This window comes from Coprococcus sp. BIOML-A2, from assembly GCF_009875795.1.
GTDB classification, from domain to species: domain Bacteria; phylum Bacillota; class Clostridia; order Lachnospirales; family Lachnospiraceae; genus Coprococcus; species Coprococcus aceti.
Genome location: NZ_WWSI01000006.1, coordinates 111946 through 134626, shown reverse-complemented (window position 1 = coordinate 134626; position 22681 = coordinate 111946). Strand labels below are relative to the sequence as shown.

The window sequence follows — 22681 nt, the reverse complement described above, 5'->3', positions numbered from 1 at the left end:
CTGATCCGACGTTCTTGAAATTCTTGTTTGGAATTTCAGGGTTGTCATGTTGTTAATTTTTCAAGGTTCTTTATGTTTTCGCCTCTCAGCGACAACTTCTATATGCTATCACATCTGAAGTTCTTTGTCAACAACTTTTTTATCTTTTTTTCAAGACCTTTTCGGTTGCTGATGTCCGACCTCTTCGGCGACAACTTCTAAATATTACCACACCGAAGTGTGTATGTCAACAACTTTTTTCATTTTCTTTGTCATCATATTCCAGTGACAGAAGAATAAAATCGATGTTAACTTGTGCCGGTCACAACCAGCAAGTGAAACTATACTAAATATCTCCCAATATGTCAATAACTATTTTCAAAAAAATGTTTTTATCGTACAGATATGTGAGAGCCTTGCTATCGTGTACCATTTCCAGCATCTGCGAAGCCACTGAGAATGCCGACAAAAACGTTATGAGAACCATTGCGATCCATATACACAACACAGCCTGTGCAACGCCAAAAGCAAGTCCTCCTGCTTTGTCCAGTCCACCGACCACGGGGATACCCGACAGAACATGCGATAACGCAAGAGCTATCAGCACGAGCAGTAGCACCACAAATATGGTTAACAGATAAGACAGTCCGTTCATGACCATATCTGTGAGATAATCCACAACATATGCCACATAGTCTCCGATCGCCTTTCCATTTATCTTGTCTCCGCCGTTACTGCGTATGTAGTTCTTCACGATCTCCGGCAGTTCTGTATGTTCTAGATAATCTTCTTTCTCATAGACAGATACACTTTCACTGATATCTTCCACTCCTATGCTCTGCTCCACCTTCTGCCTCACGGTGTCTCTGAGTGGTGTATGCTGACAGAGGAACTGGTTTACATACGGATTCAGCACATTTGTCAGGATCACCGCTCCTACTATGCCCACTGCACTTACCGCACTTTTGATGAGACCTCTCCTGTATCCGATAAGGGCGCACAGAAGAATAACCGCCACAGACGCAAGCAACATCAGATTCATATGCGCTTCTCCTTTCTCTTACATGCCCTTGAGGGCAATAGTCTGCGTCTCATTTTCAAATATGACCACATACTCCTCCTCGTTTGAGTCCGGCACAACATTTACAAGATTCTTGGTGAATGAATAATTAAATTTCATACTTCCATTAAACCTGATTATACTGCAGTCCATATCTCCCGTGACTATTATCTCCTCTTCAGTTGCATATATTTTGTCAAATGCATTGTCGTAGTCCACTTCAGCCTTCAGCGCACCCTTGTTGTCATATATATATATTTTGTATTTCGCCTTTGAGGCAGAATCCGAGACAGCAATATAACCCACGCAGGAAGAATTATAGAATACGCCCTGCATCTCCCTGGATCCGAGATCTATAACAGCTCTCTCCTCCGGTTTCTCCGTCATAGTGTATGTTCTTATATCTTTATTACCAAAGCATGCAATATTGTCATTATCTGTAAATTTCACGATAGGATACAGTGCATCATCCACTGTATAGCTTCCCATCATACGATCAGCATTCTCATTCTGTCCAACCGAGCTAAAATTGTACATGGCTATCACAGACTGTACCTTTGTGCCCTGTATCTTCATATAACTTGTGACCAGCTTCTGTCCATCGTTCGATATGTCTATATCCATAGGGTATCCACTTTTATCTATCGTGGTCTTGAGCTCATAGATCGTGTTGCTGTCCTTATCGTATCCATTGATATAATTGCAGTCTTCTCCCACAAGTACAAGGGTGTACACTCCCTGCTCTGCAATATCAACATTTGAGATGTCGTAAGCGAGAGTCTGACGGCTGACTTCGCCGTCAACATTAAACACATACACATCTTTACCGTTCATATCCGCAACTATCGCGTAGTTTCCGCACACCTCTGCGTGTGGCATCTTCATCGCATAGCTCACATCCCACTTTGTCACGCCTTTTTCATCTATGTAAGATGCACCGTCCTTGGTCACCTTCAGCACATTTCCCGCAAATACCGTGTAATCTGCTATATTGTCACCTGATGTTTCCGTCGCTGACACCACATCATACTGAGTGTATGTCTTTATCGCATTATATCTCAAAAGTGCAGTGACAAGTCCTAGCACAACCACAATTGCTGCGATAGCGAGGAGCATTTTGCCTTTTTTGCCCATGGTACGTTTTACTTCAATGACATTATCCCTGCCATTTGCAAGGCTTTCCTCGTCCATATCATCTTCTGTCTGATTCTGAACTTCCTGTTTTTCATCGTCTCTGCCCGCAGCAATTTCCTTATCCGCAGTTTTTTTATTTTTTGTTAAAAATTTCATATCCGTATTCCTTCTGTTCTTTATTCACTATAAAAAAACATGGTAATTATAGCATTTTTAATCTGTATAGGGAATAACCAATTTCTGGCCCTCATATATAGGTTCATCTATCTTCAGGCCATTTACCGCCGCTATACTCTCTGCGCCATCCTGCGTTCCGTACATCTTTATCGATATACTCACAAGAGTGTCCCCCGGTTCAACCACATAGATGCTCTCCGTATCCTCCGGCACAGAAGGTATCTCTGATGTTACAGCTTCATCTGAAACACTGTCCGAAGTGTATTCCGAGCCATCCGAAGTTCCCTCCACCGAAGCACTTGTATTCTCCGCTCCTTGCGCCGCTGATATATCCTGCGATCCATTTGCTTTCTGTGCCATCTCTGTATCCTGCACACCTTCCGCATTCTGAGTTGCCTCCGTGTTCTGTGATCCCGGCGTATTTTTTTGTGTATAGGCATCTCCGGATGCAGCTCCTCCCACTGTTTCCTCAGCACCGGCCATGGTGTCTGCACTGTTCATGAACACCTGAACCTCACCGGAGTGTTTTGCCTTTGTCAGCCTGTCCGTTATCTGCCCCACTGTATCCGGGGATATGTACCACAATGCTCCAAATGACACCGCACATACCGCAACAAAGCACGCCGCGGTTGTACCCCAGCTCCTCTTCTTCCGGTTCTCCGTCTGTTTCCCCCTCTCTCTGAAGTTTTCAACGACCGTCTTATCCTTTATTACCACACTGTCTGTCGCAGATTCCGCAGTCTCACGCTTTCTGCTGATTATGTAGTTCTGCATTTTCTCATTTCTCACATAATATATATAGTATCCCTTTTCCCTCATAAAGGTCCCGTGATCGTAATAATAAAATGCCTCCTCACACTCCAGTGCATCCATAAGGAACAGGATCTTTCCCTCACCCGGGAAATTATCGCGGTGCAGCCTTTTCATCTGATCGTTTATCTCTGCAGAGAAACCCATTCTGGACAGGAACCATCCCACGATCGATAGGTCATCGAAGTATTTGTTTATCTCCGCATATATCCCGCTCCACTCGCTGTCACCAAATTTTATCATGGATATGTCAAATTCAAGATTCTGCGCATCCACTGCGCCGCTGACAAATATCACCTTTGTGCCATTTTCATCATATACTTTTCCGAGAAGTATGGCTCCACGGCAGTTCATATTGCCCGGCGATGCAATTCTCCTCAGATATGTCATGACATAGTCTTCTACATATATCTTGTAATTTCCCGGGGCATTTCCCACCTGTCGTATATTCTTGGGCAGCTCATATTTCACCCTGTCGCTTGACCTCATCATCTCATTTGCTTCATCATATACTATCTCTATCATTCACCCGACCTCCTATACTCTTAAGCATCAGCCCTTACAGCTCCGCCAACGATGCATGAATAATACCATGTTGACAAGACGCTTTTTTAGGAAATCATGTCATTTGATGTGTGTAACTGCGCCCTATATTCCAGCCTATTACGACCTATATCTACAGGATCACGTAAATGAGCGCTTTATGAATCTATTGTGTAAACTTTGATAATCTTGGAAATACTCTATACTATAAAACACAGGCAGGGTATTGATATGATAAAAAAGAAGCAGCGACAAACAGAATATTTTAATCCAAATGACATTCTTGCCTGCCGTGCGCTTTCAACCAGAATATCGGATTTTCTGGCAGACAGCGGGCAACCTTCTGACAGCACCGTGGTTTTATGCATAGGAACCGACCGCGCTACCGGTGATGCTCTCGGCCCTCTGACAGGCAGCTTTCTGACAGAGCACAACTGTCCTTTCAAAGTATACGGAACGTTAAAAGCTCCGGTCCACGCCCTCAATCTGCGCGATACCATACACCATATATACGACCATTTTGTCTCCCCCGCCATCATCGCCGTCGACGCATCCCTTGGACGTCCTTCAGATGTAGGTATGATCACGCTCTCTAACGCCCCCCTGTACCCCGGAATCGGTGTAAATAAAAAACTCCCGGCGATAGGAGATATCTCCATCACCGGGATTGTAAATCTGTCTGGAAAGCCAGGTATGAGTCTTCTTCAGAGCACCAGGCTGTATACCGTCAGCAATATGGCACGCTTCATCTCTGACGCCATACTGTCATCATCGACACACTGACTAGCTCTCTCCCTTATAAACCTCTATGGCGCCTGACACTGTGCTTGCCGTGCCCTCCTCCATGATCGATATAAGATCAGAGAGTTTCTCTTCTGTGAGCAGATCTTTGCCAAGGAATGTGACATAGCTGTCAGTCAGATGGCTCTGCATATCAGCAAGCTGTGACTCCATGGCATTGATCTTTTCCTCGAGCTGCTTCAGATCCGCCTTAAGTGCGTCGATCTTCGGCTGCCGTCTTCCTGTTATCTCATCAGTTATAACCTGTTTTGTATCATTCTCAAATACTTTTATCGCCTCAAGCTTGCGATTGCTTATATCCTCGCGCTCCGCCTCAAGCTCGCTGAGCTTTTCATCATATTTGCCAAGATTATATACACTCTCATCCTTGTCTCTTGTTATCGAGTTTCTGATGATCCTTATCTGCTTGTTGTTGGCGCGGACCTTGTTTCTTATCCGCCTGCCCTCATTGACGATCTCAAGATTCTTTACCTTGGCAAGATTGAACACTATGAAATATATGATAAATTCTGCTATGACAATCGCCTGACTGATCACCACATACGTCAAAGTGTGAACTCCGGTCTGGTATATGGTGTATGAAAGCGCCACGCATACAATCGCCGGTATACATCCGCAGAACAGGAGTATAAGCAGTATAAGCTTAAACACGTCGCCTGCTCCGCACGGAGCGAACATACAGTAGAAAAAGCCCGTATTGCAGAAGCCCGATACATTGTTCTGCTTAAACAGCTCCTTTGCCTTGAGTCTGAGCTGTCTGTTGCTCTCGTTGAGGGAGGCCGTCTCGCTCTCTATTCGGTTGCCCATACGCTCCGTCTTCTTCTTATCTTTTTTTGACTGAAGCTGCCTTATCTTGGCTCCGTTCGCCGAAAGCTGCTGGTCGTATCCATCCTCTATCTCATTCTTTCTGTTTTTCAAGGTTGAACTGATCTCATCAGAAAGGCCCTTTTCCTCCTGTGAGATACTCCTGCTGGTCTTTCTCTGTGCCGTTCTCACCTGTTCAAGGTTGTCCTGCACATCATCGATAGCCACCACCAGCTCCCTTGCCTTTATAAGATATTCCTGATTCTCCTGGAAAACATTCTCCGATCCCATACAGTCCTCCTTATGTCTCTTATAATAGTGCATATCAAGTTTATAATATCAAATCGCCTACTAATTAACAACATAATTTTGCAATTTCTGACACATTGAAAAGTCAAGCAATAAATGCAAAACTTTACTTGCGAAACATCATTTCATCATTTTGCACAACTCTGTTTGTGCTTTGTTGGTAAATTTGCACAGACTACCCCTCTTTTCGTTTTGCTCTCTGCTTATTCTACTCTATTTATGCCAGTCTTGCCAGTTCTTCTTGGAACAGTTCGCCGGAGGTTTTCCATCCGAACATCTCCCTTGGGTAGTCGTTAATCCAGTCCTCTACCCTTTGGATATCGTCCTCTGTCCGGTCATCGAAGTTTTCTCCCTTCGGTATCTTCCTGCGTACCAGTCGGTTCTGGTTCTCGTTGCTGCCACGCTCAAATGAGCAGTATGGGTGGCAGTAGAACACGGTCACTCTCTTTTCGGATTCATCTGCTGCCGACTGCTGCATTCCCTTCCAGTCAGCGAACTCCGAGCCATTGTCCACCGTTATGGTCTTGAACACCTGCCCGAATTGTTCTCCCCATTCCGCTTCTAACTGATCCAGTCGCTTGCAGACCTGCTCGGTCGTGTGCTCATATAAAAGGTATATGAGTTCGTTCCTGGTCTTTCTCTCCGTCAGCACCAGAAGACTGTGCTTGCTTTCCCCTCTCTTGCCTACCACCGTGTCCATCTCCCAGTGACCGAATTCCTCTCTGGTGTCGATGTCCTCTGGACGCTTCTCTATGCTTGTGCCTGCGTTGGCTCTCGCTTGCCTGCGGACTTTCTTATTCTTCTTTTTCCGCCTGCCTTTTACTGGGAGTTCCTTATTTGTGATTGTGAGGAATATCCCCTTGTCGATGTAACTGTAAAGGGTCGGCTTGCTGATCTCTGTTTCAAACTCCAACCCCTTAGCTTTAATCTCTCCAAGGACTGCTCCGGGCGAGTATCCGTCCTCTGCTATCTTTGTTTCTATGTACTCTGCCAGTTTGTGGTCTTTGCCTATCTTAAGGTCTGGACCCTTGTCTCGCAGGTTCTGTTGGTACTTATCCTCTGCGATGTCTGGGGAGTATCGTTCTTCCTCTGTCAGATCCGAATTGGTATGTGTGTATGTTCCTCTCTTTATCTCACGGTATATGGTGCTGACATGGACTCCTATCTGGTCAGCGATTTCCTGCTTGCCGTGTCCTGCTTTCAGCAGTGCTTCTAATTTCAGCCTGTCGGCTCTGGATAACTGTTTAAATCTGCGCATGGCAGCACCTCCTTGTCTCTTTCTACTATTATCGGTGCTAAAGTTATAAATTTCAATAACAAAACACTTATAAATAAGGATAAGATACCAACAAAGAAGTGGTGCTTTTAGGGTTATATTTTTGTTGAATTTACGGGTTATAAAAGACTTGAATACCTCCGCAACCCAAGGTAATATACAGACAACCTAAAGGAAAGGAGGTGCGTGAGATGGATTTGGATTCCTTGGTTTCTAAAATAAATAAGCTGAGTAAAGTGATACGAGCACTTACTCAGCTTGCATTGGAAATCGGAACGCTGATCGCAGTGATCAAGTTCATCGTCTTATGATTTCCGCTTGGGGGAGGGGTCCACCTCTCTCCCTTGCTTCTCAAAATATACCACACGATTGGAGGTCTTGTCAATGAAACGATTATGTGTTTCAGTTTCGGTTCTGGCTTTTCGGATAGCGGAGTTGCTTATCGTGGTTCCTGGTCTGCTTCTCCTGCTTTCCAGAATGTAGCCGGTCCGTCCGGGGCAGTGCATCTGCTCCGGCTCTAACCCACCGATGTCTGGTCCCAAGTCCAGAAGGCGGAAGCGTGAGGGGAGCGAAGGACAATGCCATGTCTGAGTGATGTCTGACAAGTTTGCCTGGTTTTTAATGTGAAAGCCTTAAAGGTAGGAGGAGTTATTGGTTTTGCCGATTGCCTATCGCAACTCGTTGATTTTGTTTCCTGCGTTGCAGAGAAAGGGTTAGGTGGTGTGTAGCCGAGCACGAGGTCTTATCCGGTGTACCGTAACACTGGACGCTCTCTCCAGTCGGGCGAGACCGATGGGCGACATGGCTTATTGTTCCTTTTTGAAAAACGGCGATAAATTTCCGGCGGTAAAACTCCGGCGATAAAATCTGAAAGGATCTGGTAAAATGATTTATATTGATAAGTGCCGCACCGACCTCGGTGTTACCGTGGATGAATGGGCGGTTGATGATAGATGTCGGTTCTCTGATTCCGGCAAGGTCGGCATAGGGACCGGTGTTCGTGTGCTCGATGTTACTGACAAGTTTGGCGATGTTCTGGTTCACCTTGTGATTTCGGATTTCTGCTCTGACAATGTCAGCAGGTTCTCCTGCAGGGAGGTGTTGTCTCATGAATAAAGAATTGATTGAGCCAATCATGCGCGCTCACGGAGATAAAAATAAGGACTTGGCTGCGGCCATTGGTATGTCCGTTCCGAACTTCTCCACCATCTGGAATGGTCGTGGCGAGTTCGCTCTGAAGTATATCCGTCTCATTGCCCAGAGGTATTCTCTTACCCCGGAGCAGGTCTATAAAATCTTTATCTTTCCGCAGGGGTAATCATTGCCCCTGCTTTTCTTTGGCTTCCAAATCCGCCCCATTTAGGCAATAAAAAAGACCCAGTGGGTGTTTGTTCCACTGGGTTGCTTTTCGTCTTATTCTGGCGGTCACGGTGTGCCACGCTCCTGGTTCTGCATTGCAGTGTTCCCGACATTTATGTCGGTCACATCGTCTGGGTGTTTACCCCCTTTAGAACCCCCTCTGCGGCACATCATACCTCCACTCTTTTTATAAGTCAATCGCCAATTACAGAAGTTCGTTGACTTTCTTCTGCACGGCTGCGTAGTCGTATCCGGCTGCCTTCAGCTTCTGCTTTCTGGTTTCGCCGTTGCCCCACTTACCTGCGATCACTTCCTTGGCTACCTCAGTAACGCTTTTCTGCGGTTTTACTCCAAGCTGTGCATTGACCTCTTTCTGGACTGCATCGTAGTCATATCCGGCTGCCTTGATGCGGTTCTTTCTGTCATCGCCATTTCCCCACTGTCCTGCAATGACTTCCTTGGCGATTTCTGCCACGCTCTTTTTCGGTGCGGAGGTTGCTCCTGCAAGGCGGTTCACTTCTGCCTGCACCGTTGCGTAGTCATATCCGGCAGCAGCCAGTCTATTCTTGCGGTCATCTCCGTTTCCCCAGTCTCCTGCGAGCACTTCCTTTGCCACCTCAGTGACGGATTTCTTCTCGCCCTGGTTCTCTTTGGTTTCCTCTCCGTAGTAGTAGTCCATATCTACCTTGCCATCGATGCCGCTTACTGTTCCGGAACTGGTGTACTGGTGGAATGCGCAGTCATAGTCCGGAGATCCTGTGTAATCTGCGAGCCAGTACACATACTTGGAGAGCACTTCGTCCGAATACATATTTCTGTGGTAGTCGATGTTGGAATAAACACCTGCCTTGTATCCGTGGCTTTCCACGTACTCACAGAATGCCTTTGTGAATGCGATGCACTCATTCTTTCCGAGGGTCACTCCCTTTGCCTTGGCTTTCTTTACGGTGTCGTACTCAAAATCGTAGAATACGATCACATCTTTTCCGAGACCTGCCTGCTCCATCTGCTTGATGCAGAATGCCGCCTCCTGCGCTGCCTGCTCTGCGTTGATCGCATAACTGAAATGATATACTCCCTTGATTTCGATGCCGTTCTTTCTGCAGCCTTCCACATACTGGCGGAACTTTGCGTCTACCGTCTGTGCGTATCCTTCACGAAGGATTGCGAACTTGATGCCGTCTGCTGCTACTCTGGCAAAGTCTACATTGCCCTGCCAATATGAAATGTCCATACCTTTGATTGCCATATTTGTTTCCTCACTTTCTGTAATAAAATAGGGCAGCCTACTGGCCGCCCTGCTGCGTATGTTTCCTGTTACTGTTCCTCGGTATCATCCGAAGCACCGATGTTGGCGGAGTCGGTCAAGCCTTCCCCGATGATGTAAGCCACCACGGACGCTCCTGCCATAATCAGTGCAGTTACCTGCGTTGCCGTGTTATCTGTTCCGCCTGTGGCGAGGATCATCATTGAGACGAATGATGCCACTGCCGTCCACAGTTTTCTGCTTGTGAGTTTTCTTACCCAGTCGATTTTCTTCATTGCTTTGTCCTCCTGTTATACAATTTGTTTTAGTGCCTGTTCGTTCAGAAAGTCCTTCTGTTCATGTTTGACCTTCTGAGCGTAGTCGAGTGCTGCGTGCATATCCCCATTGCAGTGTGCGTCCGGGATTCTCTGCACCGCTCTGGCTGTCGCTTCTCCGAGTGCCAGGGATGCATTGACGCAGTTGATGATGCAGAGTTCATTCTTCTCTCGGATCTGCTCTCTGGCATCTACTTCCTTCTGCCGTTCTTCCCGCTCTGCTTTTTCCTTGTCGGCACGCTTCTGTATGCTCTGCTCGATGAGCCAGAAAAAGAAGCCAGTCAGTGCCGATGGGATACTCGCTGCCACGATGATTGCTGTCACATCCATGCGCTGCACCTCCTCTCTAAAAAGACCGCCCTGTCCGGACGGTCCTTAATTCTGATTTAATTTCTCACACCGCTTGCATGGGTACTGCGTCATCGGTATGTGGTAATTTGTGCAGTGGGCACAGGTGCCGCTTTCCTTGCAGTCGAGGTCACATTCTTTCATGTGCTTATGGCAGTACCTGCTCCCATGTGCGTGGGTACATTGGAAGTTATTTTGCCTTGGTTTCTGCCTTGTACTTCTCGCCTGTGATTTCCTCGTACTCTGCTTCATCAATAGTTCCCTTCTCCACTCTGGCTGCAATCTGTTCCTTTGTCAGCCTGCCTGCGGCATAAAGTCTTTTCAGACTGTCGATTAATAGTCTCATTATAACAATCCCTCCTCGATAAGCTGTGCGGTGTAATCATCAATCGCCTTGTCGGTGTTGATCTGCTTGATGGATTCCAACATCTGGTATTCCGATACAGTGATTTCCCTGCTATCGCACTCCCAGTCGGTGTAGGCTTCCATACCCTCGATTGCTTCGTGCTGCACTTTCTTGATGTTCTTTCTCTGGATGTAGATGCCGTCAGCCACAAGCTGCAGCTCCTGCGGCTCCTCGGAGCATCTTTCCTTGGTCCATTCCTTCATGGTTCTGCCTCCTTTTGATTTTTGATATTATTTTTTTAAGCCGGCCCACATGGATATAAGGTTTTATCCTGCTCTGGTAACAGTCGTATGTGTCCGTGCAGGTAAACCATCCCATGTACGACAGCATGGCTTCGATGTGTCTGTGAAAGTATCCACGGTTCGCTTCCTTTGACCTCTCCATCTTCTTTGCCAACCGTGTTGCGGATAGCATGATGTTCTTTCTGATCAGCGTCTTGTTTCTGTAAAATATAAAACCCATGAAGTCCAGTGCCCTGCCTATCTTCCGCTTGCCCTTCTCGTAGTAAAGTTTGCAGACTTGGTAGTTGTGCTTCAGCTTTAATCTGAAACGCTGACCGAGCATTTTCATTATTTCCACGATGGTTCTGTGGAGGATTTTCTTGTTGCTTGCGAATATGACGATGTCGTCCATATATCTCTGCAACTTTGACAGACCTGGTATCTTTGTAATTAGACGGTCGAGCGGTTCTAATAGGTAATTCGCTAACCACTGGCTGATGTAAAATCCGAGAGGGATTCCTTTATTAAATCCCAGCAGGCATAATTCGATGATGTATAAAAACCAGTCATCCTTGATTCGGATTGCCAATTCCCTCATCAAAATTTTCAGCCGGATACTATCATAAAAGTGCCGGATATCCATCTTGGCGAAGCACCGTGTTCCCTTCGGGTCATGCAAAAGCCACCGCTCTATCTGTCTCTTTCCGTAATGCGCTCCACGCTTTGGGAACGAACCGCAGGAGTATGGATAGGCTGTGGCTGTGATGATTGGCTCTAATACCAGAACGATGATGTGGTGCAGCCATTGTTCATGGATTTCCGGCATATAAATTTTTCGTCTTTTCCCATGTTCAAAGATGATCTTCGGGGTTCTTTTCTTTGGTTTGTATGCCAGTTCCGGGTGTGGGACGTCCACTCCCTCCGGCTTTGTGTTTAGGATCATGTCGTACATTTTCTGCACCTCATCATCGAGGTGTGCGTCTATGTACTGGATCTCTTTTCTCTTGGTTTTTCCTTTGCGTAATTTCTTATATGCTTTCCGAATGACATCATCCTTCAGCATTTGTTGATACAGATATTTGTACTCTTTGTGACCGTGTTCCGGTTCATTACGCAGATGGATTTCTGTGTGTGTTTTTCGCATTCTGCTGAGTACTCCTATAAGATATTTTTTCTTCTATCTCCTACGCACGGCAGGTGCGACCGCTTTACCGTGCGTCCTGTGTCGGACTCATTTCCACTCATCTTCCCAGTAATGGTGAGTAAACCTTGTTTCAAAGGTCAGCGGTGTAGGAAGCAGGACTGCTTTGGGTTGTTATTCCGTTTAAGATAGAATAAGGCGGCCCCGATGTTCCAGTTGGCATTCCCGGCAGTGTTGTTCACATTCAAGTAGCGCAAACCATCATTCGTACCGTTGTTGCAATTACCGAACCGAAGGGCGACCGCCCGAGGTGACGCAGTCCTGCGCCCCTGTTATTCTTCCTTACGCTATTAAAATCCGATTTTGTTCCACTGGGGGAATTCTGCTGACGCAGACCCCCAGACCCCCTATCACGGTGTCTTGCTTACGCTGCGACCCCGACAGGTGGTAAAAGAAGGACGGCGGCCCCGATGGACCAGTTGGCATCCCCGGCAGTGTTGTTCACACGCAAGCAGCGCAAACCACCACGCGCACCGTCGGCGCAAACACCGAACCGAAGGGCGACCGCCACAATCTCGACATTCTGCCATAATCCGTCACAGCCGCCAGTGGATGTGCTTCCCTTGCACGGATGAACCGGAACTGCTCCGAAGCCGGGAACGGTCTGGTACTTATGCGGATAGAAAATACCTGTTTTCTGAGTGCTTCCGTCATCGTTAAGCACCTTCGGAAGGCTGATGCCTGTATCCTGGTATTTTGCTCCGGTCACATCGTAGGTGTAGTTCTTGCTGACCTTGTATCTGCCATTCACGAGCAATGTGTACGGGTCACGCATCCACTGCTGATATGTTCCAAGGACGATGGAGTGGAAGATCTTGTTGAGTGACTTCGCATCCTTTGTTCCGTAGAACTGTCCGCCACCTACGACTGCGTTCTGCTTCACTCCGTTGGTCGGCGCAAGGCTCGCATCGTATCCGCTTGAATTTCCATAGCCGTATGCTTCCTGTGAGTTCGTGCTCTTTGCGAACATGATCAGAAGGTCAGTGATTGTCTGAACAATTCCGCCGCCGAGGAATGCTGCACGGCTTGAGAAGTTTGCGATTGCGGTATGCTCTTTGTCCGTGGTGTTATTGTAGCAAGGCTGCAATCCTGCCAGAGACACCATCTTTGGTGTGGAGGTATCTGCTCCGAGGATTGAACCGTAAAACATCGGAATCCATACACCCTCCAGTACATTGTTGCTCGGGTCTTTAAATCCGATAGGCTCGAATCCGTCTCTTTCCCTCATGGAGAATTTAACGACACGATCATTGCCGAGCATATACTCCTGCTTGTAAATCTTGGCAAGCCACGAGAACGCTCCGCCGTTGTAGCTTGTGTTGGAAACATCCGAAGCAGTACCGTCCTCTTTCTTGGTGTAGTCGTTCTCATCCAGTCTGTAGTCCGGTGTTCCGTCTGCCCTTACCATCCACGGCTTATTTGCCACGATGATCGGGAAGTCCGCCCAACTGTTGAGTGTCATTGTTCCGGTGTCCTTGTTGAGTGAAATCGGAGTGAAGTCTTTGTTCTGTCCGATGTATTCGATGCGTGCTGTCGGACTTAAAACATCCATGTGCTCAATAAAGCCATAGATTCCGTCTGCGGATAAAATCGCATAGCACTTGTCGAGGGTTTCCTTGTCTGCGATGTATGTCTTTCCCATTATTCCTCTACCTCCTCGTAGTATAAAAGTCCTTTATCCACACCAAGCACATACTTATCCCCAGTGGTCTGGTCGTAAAGGTACATACTGTTTGGTGTTACGATAGTTACATCTGTTGCGTTGGCGACCTCGGTTAAGAAGTCCATGGTAATCGTGGACGGGAGGAGGTCGTTGTATGCGGGCATATAATCCCACTGGTTTGCGACTCCGACTGCCAGTGCGTAGAGGATTTCCCCCTCGTCCGGGTCCTGTGCATAAATGCCGACCTCTTTCACGTAGTAGCCATTCTTAAGGTTTCCGGTGTCCTGCTTATTTGTGATGATAAATTTCACATATACATTGGACTGGTTCTGGGTCGTCACTGTGATCAGTGCGAACTCCTGCTTCTTGGATTTGAGAGAAGTTCTGTTTGTGAGTGCTTCGCCATCTGAATATGATCCGTCTCCGGTTGCGGCCTTGGTCAGTTTGATTGTGCATCTTCCTGCCTGTGCCTTGGCGAGCAGGGCGATTCCTTTGGCTGTCAGCACTGCTTCTTTGAATACTCCTGCCATCGTTGTTCCTCCTTTATGTTGTTATTTTGGAATGTGATGCCATTCCCACTGCCACCCTCGGCACAGTGCCGTGTACGCTTGCCTGTGTTCGCTGTGCTCCGTTTAGAATCGTGGTCTTGGTGTTTCTTACCACTATCGCTGCAAAACCGCTCACACCGCCCAACAGCGTGCCTGTGCGTGGGTTGACATTATTCCCGATAGTCTCATGCGGGGAACTTACTGCACCTGCGGCAGCATTCCCTTCCATGCCGATATCTCCAGTGCGTCCTTCCGGGTGGTTTGTTACCGTTCTGGACGGTGCGGAGGTTACGGCTGATGCGGCCGTCTCCTGCATGGTGTAATCGTTTGTGGTTTGGTGGTGGTTCAGCACCTGTTCTTTCGGACTGCTGACCACCCCGGATGCCACTGTCTCATGCATCTCCATTTCTCGCTCCACCAGTATCCTGCGGATATGGGAGCGGGTGTTCTTTACTCTCTGAATGATGGAGAGGAAGTAATTTGCCATTTCCTCTGTCATTCTGGCATTGGTTATGATGTCGAATGTTCCGGGGGTGTATGGACCCTCGGTGTAATCGAACCATTCCTCTGTCCTGCCTTCCCCGAATACAATCTCTATCAGTTCTGATACCGCACTCGGAGTTCCTGCCTTGGTGTGCCACAGGAGCGTCCTCTTTATGATGTTGCGTTTGGTTTCCAGATTCATGCTCTCCTGGTAGTATGGTGTCCTTAATTCCACCGCCAGTACATCCAGTATCCGCTCCGGCAGTTCATCAATGACTGCCATAGTTCTGGTATGCGCTGCCAGCCGGAGCATCCTCTGGTGTTCCTGCTGCACTGCGTAGGATATGCAGCGCACCTCAGTGCTCTGTGCTATCTTCCATGGCAGGAGGTCTGTGATCTGTCCGTCATATAAACTAATCATTCTCAACACCTCCGTATGTCACGGTCTGCGTTCCTATCCTTGCGACACTGGTATCCGGCACGGTCGTAAATACCGGAGAGGTTATCTCCGCTCTCTTTGCTCCGGCTGCCACGATCCGTTTCATGAGTTCTGAAGGGTTGATATCTCTGCCGATGGTTCTGGTCTGCCATTCGATGTAGTCAGCCACCGCCTGTGCCACCTCCGCCTGTATAGTTCCTGCCTTGGACTGGTCGCTCAAATTTACATAGTATGTGAATGCAATGTTGAATTTGACCGTCTCCGGTGCGAGCACGGTTACCTTGTCGGTAAGCGGGCGGATGTTTTCATCCTGCAGGTATGCTGCCACTCCGTCTATGACAGTCTTTGTCGGGAGTTCTCCGTTCGTCATAATGAAACGAATTTCTACCTCTACCGGGTTCGGACTGGTTACCTTTACATCTCCGATGGTCTGGCTGTAGGTCTTTGTCCAGTATTTGTATGCATCGTCCGGTCCTGCGACACTGTATCCGCTTGGTGCGAGGAATATCCTCTCTGCAAGGCTCTCGTCTGATTCGAGGTCTGCTCCACCGCTTGTCTTGGTCGTGTTGCTTACGCTCTCCACATACGGTATCAAATCAACCAGTACATTGACCTGCCCCGGCAGCAGTTCGTTTCCGTCCACTCCGTTCTCGGTGCAGAGTGCCCTCACATCTACATAGGTTTCCCCTGCGGGGATTTCCTCGTATCCTACTGTGGCGAAGTAGTTGAGGTTGCCGTCCGTGACCTTTGTTCCTTCCGGTATGCCTACGGCTGCAGGCCGCTTCTCTGAAAGAGTGAACCTCAGTGTTGTTTCCGCAGGGGACGGCTGCTTTCTGGTTACTCCCCTGCCTGCTCCGAGGTTGTCGAGGAATTCGCCGTAGGAGTATTTGATTAAGTCCTGCTTTCCGGCTCTGTCTATGTACTGTTCGTCCTGGTATAATTCCAGTGCGATGGCATATAGCATGATGCGGTTCGGATCTGAAGGAGAGAGCGTTATCTCCTGTCCTGTGATGCGCTTCCATTCGCTCTCAAAGTTTGCCACCATTCTTGTTTTCATTGCTTCCAGTGTGTCATTGTCAATGAACGACACCTCTGGGAGGTCTTTTACGCTTTGGATTGTGTCAGACATTTGTTATTACCACCTCCGCCTGCAACTGCCCATCCTCATTGAATGAGAAGTTGATATCTTTTACTGTTGCCCTTGGCTCGTACCGGTCCGTCTTGTCGATGATCTCCACTGCGAACTGGCTCTTTGCCACATCCATCGGCATCCCTACGAAGTCCGTGTTCAGACCGAATTCCCGGTCAAGTGGGCACGTTCCCTCTGCCGTCTGGTATAAGCATTCCAGACATCTTTTAATATCTGCGATGTCCCCGCTTGCGTAGTCAAAGGCTACGGTTATGTGTTTTAAGTCTATTGTCATTCCGCTGCCCTCCCTACAGATATTCTTCCAATGAAAGATTGACATCCATCTTCTGGATTTCCCCAGTACCCATAACAATAAGGTTTGACTGGGTAGCCTGTGTGATCTTCCACCTGTTCGACCCTACGGCATGGTTTCCGATGACCAGTTTCTCCACTCTTCCCTGTTGCACTGCTTTTGTGATTTCGTGGAATGTTTTCCATGGCTTCACTCCATGCTGTGCGTTCAGTACGACCTTGAATTGTACGGTCATCAGTTCTGGGTTGAGGAATTCTGACTGCGGCTTTTTCCCGATGCGCTCATGCTTCGCCCAGTTTGCTGATATGGTTCTCTGGTAGTCTGTGAAGTTGAGGATTCTGCTGTCGCTCGTTTCAAAGACGATCAGTTTTCCAAAGTTTCCTATTCTTCCCATCCCATCAACCTCCCAGTGCCTTTACTCTTTTTTCCAATGCGTCCAACTGTGCCTGCAGGGACGGCTTTCCTTTTGTCTTGGCTGTGTCATCCTGCAGGTTGGATATCCCGGTCTTGTTATCATCAATGTCCGAGAACGCATCGTTTATCTGTTCCAGTGTCACATACGGCTTGTCCTCGTATCCGTACCCTTCGAATTCTATCTTCGGGGCACGCAGGATTATTGTCTGCTTCTTTTCTGAATAGGACATGACTGCTTCATTCACATTGTTGCTCATCTCCTGCCGGAAGATGCCTGCGCCACCCTCATGTGGTGTGTTCGCTGAATTATACACCGGTCCGAGTATGACCCCGGACACCGTGCCGTTGGAAAAGCAAGCCACGACCACGAGGTCGTCTACCTTTGGTATGTTGTACTGCAGGGCGAGGAATGGAAGCTCGCTTGTCACGGAGTCGTCTCTGTCCTCATACACCACTCTGGCTTTCCCTGCTGTGTAATTGATTGAGGATATCTTCCCCAGTCTGATTGTCGCTGCTGCCATGCTCTCCACCTCCTTAGTTTGGGTTTATCCATGACCCCGGCACTCCTGCCTTGGTCGTTAGATTCAGCATACCCTGTGAAATGTTGAATATCGTATATGTTCCAGGTCGTCTTGTACCTGTCGGGTGTCCTCCAGTTACCTTGCCTGCCAGTGCTTCGGCTGCGGTGTAGTAACCCTTTTTCGTAGTGGTCAGTGTGTACTTTCCGCCCTTTACCGGTGTCTGCGTTCCTGTGGACTTCGTTGCCGTGGTAGTCGCTGTGGAGGACTTTGTCTCCGTCTTTGACTTCTTTGCCACAGCCTTGGTAGATGATTTGGCATCCGTGAAGCGATCCGCCACTCTCCGAAGGTCGAGTTTCTGCTTACATCCGCTTCCGATATCCCATGTGACCTTTTCCACATAGTACTTGCCGTCCAATTTTCCGAAGCCTTTTATGGTCACGCAGGAGGTCGCTATGATCTTCCTGTTGGCTCTGGTCATTGTTACCGACATGGTTGTGTCGCCCTTGTTGGCTTCATTGATTTTTGCCAGTGTAATGCGCTCTGCTTCCGATGCGTTGCTCGCTGCATCCGTGACCTTCAGTATCCTGTTTCCGCCACCGACCTCGACCTTTATCGTCTGGTTCTTATCATTGTTGGTGTACTCATATTTCGCCCCGGTGTAGGTTCTGCACAATTTTGTGTTCCATGACCAGTTCGGTTCTATGTTCTGTTCCGTCAGCGTTGCCACTGATTTCTTTTTCTCATAGGTGGCTTCGTTAAACACCACGATTTTGTTTTTATATATCTTCATGGCGAAGCCGTAGAGTTTTACCAACTCGTTATAGAATGAGCAGTCATCCTTCTCGCTCTGCTCCACCTTTTCTATTGGTATCCTTGGTGCTTCATAGTACAGTTTGATGCCCGCCCGCTTTGCGACTTCCTGTCCGATATTCTCCAAGGTTGTTTTCTCATATGTTTTTGTTCTCTGTGTTTCCTTGAAGCTGCTGTCTGCCGGAAGTGCCAACGCTTCCAGTTTCAGCTTGACTGGTGTTCCAGAAAAACTGAAATCATCAATCATAAAAGACCCGCAGCTTAATTTCTGTGTATCTCCCTCTTTGCTCCAGTTTTTCATAATAATCGTGGCCGCCATAGTGTCTCCCTTGCTTGGAAACCATGACTTGATCCACTTCCTGTCTCTGTCATTGATGTTGAGGGAGAGGCTGTCGCTCTCTCCCGATGCAACATCTGTGTAACTGAATGACTGGAGGTACTCTGCGAGTTTGGTATCGATCCGCTTTCCGTTATATGAAACGGAGGCGGTTGCTTTCCTTGGGTCCATGCTTAATCCCTCCATATTGGCAGATCTTCGTCTACCTCATCTGCCAGTTCCGGTGTGGCGAGAGTGACCCCGCCCGGGAATACCAGGTATTCCAGTAACAGGCGGTTGTTCTCCATGAGGTATCCTGCGTACTTCTCATCTCCGTAGACCTGGTACGCTATCTTATCCCATGTGTCGCCCTGCACCGTTTCGTATGTGCCTGCCATTCTCTCGCCTCCTTAGAACCTCTTTCTGTCGTTGTCACGCTGCCACTGCTCCATCATTTCATTGAATTCTGCTTGTGACATACGCTCTGCTTCCACCAGATCATCCTTCGTAGGTGCTGCGCCGTTGAAGTTATATACTGGTGCGTAGTTTATTGGTGCTCCGTTTGCTGTCGCAGGTTGCGGTTCGTTTCCACCGCCACTCAGTCTGTCGAGCAGACCGGATATTGGTGTCTGCGTGCTTCCCTGCATTGCTGCCCCGACCTTATCCACCAGTGCCGACAGTGCGTTGCCTGCGCCACCGTTCTGGCTCTCTGCGAGAATGCCTTTTAGGATGGTCGTCATTTTCTCCCATAACTGGGAAAGAGGCACGATTGCTTCTGGTCCTGCTTCTCCGCCTGCCATTAAGTTTCCGCTTTCCGGATTGATTCCGAATGCGGTAGGCTGCGTCATAATACAACCATTTTTGTACCATTCGATTGAGAACTTAGGCAGTGAGCCTTTTCCTGCGATACCGTATGGTGCTTGTCCTCCACTTACACTGATGTGTGGGAGGTTGAGGTGCGGCAGTGACCACTTGAAGTTAAATGCTCCCTTGATTTTGTCCAGTGCTCCGGTTACCACGCTTTTCGCTGCTTCCAGTTTGTCACTGAATGCCTGCTTGATATTCCCAAGGACATTCGTGACGGCTGTTTGGGCTGCGTTCAGTTTGTTTGTGAATGCACTTGTAATGGAGGATAATTTTCCTCCCGTCAATGTATCCACGGTGCTCATCACACTGGAGAAGGTGCTTTGTACTCCTGCCATTGCTCCTGCGACCACTCCCTTAATGCCTCCACCTGCGCTGTCATACGCAGATTTCATGGCATCGAGTTTTGCCCCTACATTTGCTCTGGCTGTTTCCATGAGGTTTCCGGCTGTGTCTTTGACATTGTTGAATGCTTCCGAAACGCTCGCCTTTACCTCGCCCATCTTGGATGTGAACTTATCCTTGATGGCTGATAACTTTCCGCCTGTCAGATTGTCTATGAATGTGTATCCGGCTGTGTAATATCCTTTGACACCCTCGACCGCTGCGGCTGCTACACCCTTGATTCCGCCACCGTGTTGCTCGTATGCGGTTTTCATGTTGTTCAGCTTTTCGCTTACAGTGTCCTTGGCTGCCTGTAATACTGTACCTGCCGTCTGCTTCACATTGTTCCAACATTCGGACGCTTTTTCTTTAATTGCCGTCAGCTTTCCGCCTGTGGCTGTGTCTATGGCATTAAATGCTCCGGTTACTACACCCTTCAGTGCGTTCAAAGGAGCGAGTGCCAACGATTTCAGCGCATTAAATGCTCCGAGGAAGATGTTTTTCAGTCCATCCAGTGCCCTGCTCCAGTCTCCGGTAAATACCCCGGCTACGAAGTCAATGATTCCCTGGAATACCTGTTTCACTCCGTCAATTACTCCCTTGACGGTTGTCCACCATCCATCAAATACACCCTTGATAAACTCGAAGGCTACCGGGAATTTATCTTTGAAACCGTCCACCGCATTGCAGACCGCATCTTTCAATGCGGAGAACTTTGCGGAGATCCACTCTCCGAGTTGCCCTGCCTTTTCCTTTACCGTATCCCAGTTTTTATACAGTAATACACCGATAGCGATTACTGCTCCGATTGCCAGAATTACTAAGCCAATCGGACTGGTTAAGAATGTAAACGCTGCACCCAGTGCGGTCGTTACCGCTGTCGCCGCCGTGCAGACCACGTTCCATGCGGTTGTGGCTGCTGTTTGTGCCCATGTTGCTGCTGTGGATGCTGCTTTCACGATTGCGTCCTTGGCATATAGTGCGTTCAGATACAATGTTTCCGCTTTATCCTTTATCTTGGCTACCCGAAGCAGTGTCATTGCCTTGGTAACCTTTGCGATCTCTATCGCTGTTTTCGCAAGTTTAAATCCTGCGATGGCTGTCGCCAGTGTGGTCACGGTAGGTATAAAACCTTTCCATTCCACGAATTTGTCGAGTACATTTGCCGCTGCGCCCAGTACATCCAAGAGTGCCCCGACCAGTGCCGGAAGTCCTCCGCTTACCAGACTGCTTGCATCATCACTTGCGCCCCCGAAGGCTTCCGAGAATTTCTGCTGCACATCTGATAACAAATCCATGATTGCCTGTAGCTGTGGCTCATGCTCTGCGATTGTATCTTTTAATCCGCCCAGTGTTGCTTCGGCGGTGCTTCCTATCCATCCAATGAATGACTGGAAATCATCCCACAGGTTTTGGATCACTCCAAGGAATGTCTGTACGCTTCCGGGCAGTTCTACACCGAAATCTTCCGACAGTGTTGACGAGAATGCTTCGGAGAAACTCTGACCGTCCACTATCTTTCCGACAAAATCCAGAACACCGCCTGCCATCTGACCGACTCCGTTCATGAATTCTTGGATTGGTAGTTTCTGAATGAGTTCGCTGAACCCTGCCGTAATATCCGGGATTTTCAATGCCACCGCATCTATGATCTGCATCGCATACGGTCCGAAGTCCTCTACCATGCTTATCTTTAGGTCGCTGATTGCCGACTGGAATCGTGCCAGTGCGCCTTGTAATGTTCCGGTCGCTGTTGCATCCATTGCATCCAGTGCGCCAGTCGAATTGTCGATTGCTCCGGCGAGTTCATCCCATGCTGATGCAGAGCCGTTTACTCCCTCTTTTACTCCGTCCAGTAAGTAACCAAACTGTGAGTAGTAGTTCGTTCCGGCAATTGCTGACATATAGGAGTTTTTCTGCTCCTGCGTCATTCCTGCCATTGCACCGTTTAGGTCCACGAGGATATCCCTCATGTTCCTCATTTCCCCGGAACTGTCGTAAACTGCGACACCTAAATCCTTGAATGCCTTTTGTGCTACATCCTTGGTGCTGATTCGTACAAGCATTGAGTTCAACGCTGTACCTGCTTCACTGCCCTTGATACCGTTGTTCGCCAAGATTCCGAGTGCTGTGGAGGTTTCCTTGTAGTTCATACCTGCGGCTCTGGCTGCACCACCGCATCCGATGAATGCATCCATAAGGTCTGCCGCCGTGGTATTCGCCTTGTTGTTGGTTGTTACGATAACATCGAGGTATCCCTGTAAGTCATCTATTCCAACTCCCATGGCACTCATAGAATCTGTTACCTGGTCACTGGTGGTAGCAAGGTCTGCCTGCGTTGCTTCTGCGAGTTTAAGCACTGGTGTTAAGGCTGCGGTACTTTCTTCCACATTCCATCCCGCCAGTGCCATATATCCCAAGGCATCGGCCGCCTCCGAAGCCGTGAAGGTTGTCGCTTTACCTGCTTCTCTGGCCGCAGCAGACAGTTTCGCATAATCGTCCGCAGATGCCCCTGCGATAGCAGAGGTGTTTGCCATTGCCTGTTCAAATTCCGCATACTCATCAACCGCACCGGATATGAAGTCTCCGACCTTAACGGCTGCGAATGCTGCGGCTGCCACTGCTGCGGCTTTCTTAGCAACGCTCGCTATTTTGTTTAATCCGTCCTCGGTTACTCCGAGACTTTGCTTGAAAGAGTTTTCGACCTTGCCTGCGATTTTAATGGCGAGTTCCTGCTCTTTGCTGCTGCTTGCCAATGTCTGCCACCTCCTCGGCTATTTCCCGCAAT

Annotated in this window: 24 protein-coding genes; 3 read left to right on the top strand and 21 right to left on the bottom strand. The window is 48.3% G+C overall.

What is annotated here, in order from left to right:
- Positions 1-325: 325 nt before the first annotated feature.
- From GT575_RS13035 to GT575_RS13025, 3 genes are read right to left on the bottom strand one after another with little or no spacing between them, the layout of a single operon-like run.
- On the bottom strand, positions 326-1021 hold the full coding sequence (locus GT575_RS13035) for a CvpA family protein (protein ID WP_055224240.1): 696 nt from the start codon (positions 1019-1021) through the stop codon (positions 326-328).
- 18 nt (positions 1022-1039) lie between these two features.
- The gene (locus GT575_RS13030; RefSeq protein ID WP_055224246.1) at positions 1040-2329 is read right to left on the bottom strand and encodes a DUF5711 family protein; all 1290 of its coding nucleotides are present in this window, start codon (positions 2327-2329) and stop codon (positions 1040-1042) included.
- A gap of 57 nt (positions 2330-2386) precedes the next feature.
- Positions 2387-3685, bottom strand: a complete 1299-nt coding sequence (locus tag GT575_RS13025; RefSeq protein WP_015533410.1) for a LysM peptidoglycan-binding domain-containing protein — start codon at positions 3683-3685, stop codon at positions 2387-2389.
- 249 nt (positions 3686-3934) lie between these two features.
- On the opposite strand from GT575_RS13025, the gene yyaC reads away from it, so the two are divergent.
- Positions 3935-4486, top strand: a complete 552-nt coding sequence (gene yyaC / locus GT575_RS13020; RefSeq protein WP_015533411.1) for a spore protease YyaC — start codon at positions 3935-3937, stop codon at positions 4484-4486.
- On the opposite strand, the gene GT575_RS13015 is transcribed toward yyaC, so the two are convergent.
- Together GT575_RS13015 and GT575_RS13010 are read right to left on the bottom strand one after the other, a co-directional pair.
- Complete coding sequence (locus GT575_RS13015; protein WP_015533412.1) at positions 4487-5599, bottom strand: hypothetical protein; 1113 nt, start codon at positions 5597-5599, stop codon at positions 4487-4489.
- Positions 5600-5834: 235 nt separating this feature from the next.
- Entirely contained in the window at positions 5835-6875 is a 1041-nt protein-coding gene (locus tag GT575_RS13010; RefSeq protein ID WP_161172184.1) for an IS30 family transposase, read from the bottom strand.
- Positions 6876-7778: 903 nt separating this feature from the next.
- Here GT575_RS13010 and GT575_RS13005 point away from each other — a divergent pair.
- Together GT575_RS13005 and GT575_RS13000 are read left to right on the top strand one after the other, a co-directional pair.
- On the top strand, positions 7779-8009 hold the full coding sequence (locus GT575_RS13005) for a hypothetical protein (RefSeq protein ID WP_161172183.1): 231 nt from the start codon (positions 7779-7781) through the stop codon (positions 8007-8009).
- Positions 8002-8211, top strand: coding sequence for a helix-turn-helix domain-containing protein (locus tag GT575_RS13000; RefSeq protein ID WP_161172182.1), 210 nt, complete (start codon positions 8002-8004; stop codon positions 8209-8211). Before GT575_RS13005 ends, GT575_RS13000 begins: the two co-directional genes overlap by 8 nt.
- A gap of 246 nt (positions 8212-8457) precedes the next feature.
- Here GT575_RS13000 and GT575_RS14970 read toward each other — a convergent pair whose 3' ends face one another.
- From GT575_RS14970 to GT575_RS12915, 16 genes are all read right to left on the bottom strand, one after another.
- Positions 8458-9501, bottom strand: a complete 1044-nt coding sequence (locus GT575_RS14970; protein WP_192934989.1) for a GH25 family lysozyme — start codon at positions 9499-9501, stop codon at positions 8458-8460.
- A gap of 68 nt (positions 9502-9569) precedes the next feature.
- On the bottom strand, positions 9570-9794 hold the full coding sequence (locus tag GT575_RS12985; protein WP_118209408.1) for a hypothetical protein: 225 nt from the start codon (positions 9792-9794) through the stop codon (positions 9570-9572).
- A 15-nt stretch (positions 9795-9809) separates the two neighbouring features.
- A complete protein-coding gene (locus GT575_RS12980; protein WP_008396637.1) occupies positions 9810-10163 on the bottom strand; it encodes a hypothetical protein in 354 nt (117 codons plus the stop codon).
- A gap of 208 nt (positions 10164-10371) precedes the next feature.
- Complete coding sequence (locus GT575_RS12975; RefSeq protein WP_118209409.1) at positions 10372-10527, bottom strand: XkdX family protein; 156 nt, start codon at positions 10525-10527, stop codon at positions 10372-10374.
- Positions 10527-10790 (bottom strand): hypothetical protein, encoded by a 264-nt coding sequence (locus GT575_RS12970; RefSeq protein WP_161172181.1) that lies wholly within the window; start codon positions 10788-10790, stop codon positions 10527-10529. Before GT575_RS12970 ends, GT575_RS12975 begins: the two co-directional genes overlap by 1 nt.
- The gene (locus GT575_RS12965) at positions 10729-11952 is read right to left on the bottom strand and encodes a reverse transcriptase domain-containing protein (RefSeq protein ID WP_161172180.1); all 1224 of its coding nucleotides are present in this window, start codon (positions 11950-11952) and stop codon (positions 10729-10731) included. The genes GT575_RS12970 and GT575_RS12965 overlap by 62 nt, the downstream gene beginning before the upstream one ends.
- A 421-nt stretch (positions 11953-12373) precedes the next feature.
- Entirely contained in the window at positions 12374-13651 is a 1278-nt protein-coding gene (locus GT575_RS12960) for a hypothetical protein (RefSeq protein ID WP_161172179.1), read from the bottom strand.
- Positions 13651-14202, bottom strand: a complete 552-nt coding sequence (locus tag GT575_RS12955; protein ID WP_161172178.1) for a phage tail-collar fiber domain-containing protein — start codon at positions 14200-14202, stop codon at positions 13651-13653. The genes GT575_RS12960 and GT575_RS12955 overlap by 1 nt, the downstream gene beginning before the upstream one ends.
- Before the next feature lie 13 nt (positions 14203-14215).
- Positions 14216-15124, bottom strand: coding sequence for a phage tail protein (locus tag GT575_RS12950; protein ID WP_161172177.1), 909 nt, complete (start codon positions 15122-15124; stop codon positions 14216-14218).
- Positions 15117-16271: a baseplate assembly protein gene (locus GT575_RS12945; RefSeq protein ID WP_161172176.1), complete on the bottom strand. Its 1155-nt coding sequence runs from the start codon at positions 16269-16271 to the stop codon at positions 15117-15119. Before GT575_RS12945 ends, GT575_RS12950 begins: the two co-directional genes overlap by 8 nt.
- Positions 16264-16566 (bottom strand): GPW/gp25 family protein, encoded by a 303-nt coding sequence (locus GT575_RS12940; RefSeq protein WP_161172175.1) that lies wholly within the window; start codon positions 16564-16566, stop codon positions 16264-16266. The genes GT575_RS12945 and GT575_RS12940 overlap by 8 nt, the downstream gene beginning before the upstream one ends.
- Before the next feature lie 13 nt (positions 16567-16579).
- A complete protein-coding gene (locus GT575_RS12935; RefSeq protein WP_161172174.1) occupies positions 16580-16978 on the bottom strand; it encodes a phage tail protein in 399 nt (132 codons plus the stop codon).
- A gap of 4 nt (positions 16979-16982) precedes the next feature.
- Positions 16983-17519, bottom strand: coding sequence for a hypothetical protein (locus tag GT575_RS12930; protein WP_008396655.1), 537 nt, complete (start codon positions 17517-17519; stop codon positions 16983-16985).
- Positions 17520-17532: 13 nt separating this feature from the next.
- Positions 17533-18837 carry a phage late control D family protein gene (locus GT575_RS12925; RefSeq protein ID WP_161172173.1) on the bottom strand — a complete coding sequence of 435 codons (1305 nt, stop codon included), beginning with the start codon at positions 18835-18837 and terminating at the stop codon, positions 17533-17535.
- 2 nt (positions 18838-18839) lie between these two features.
- Positions 18840-19043 carry a tail protein X gene (locus GT575_RS12920; RefSeq protein ID WP_117483631.1) on the bottom strand — a complete coding sequence of 68 codons (204 nt, stop codon included), beginning with the start codon at positions 19041-19043 and terminating at the stop codon, positions 18840-18842.
- A gap of 12 nt (positions 19044-19055) precedes the next feature.
- Positions 19056-22649, bottom strand: a complete 3594-nt coding sequence (locus GT575_RS12915; RefSeq protein ID WP_161172172.1) for a phage tail tape measure protein — start codon at positions 22647-22649, stop codon at positions 19056-19058.
- Between the last annotated feature and the right edge of the window lie 32 nt (positions 22650-22681).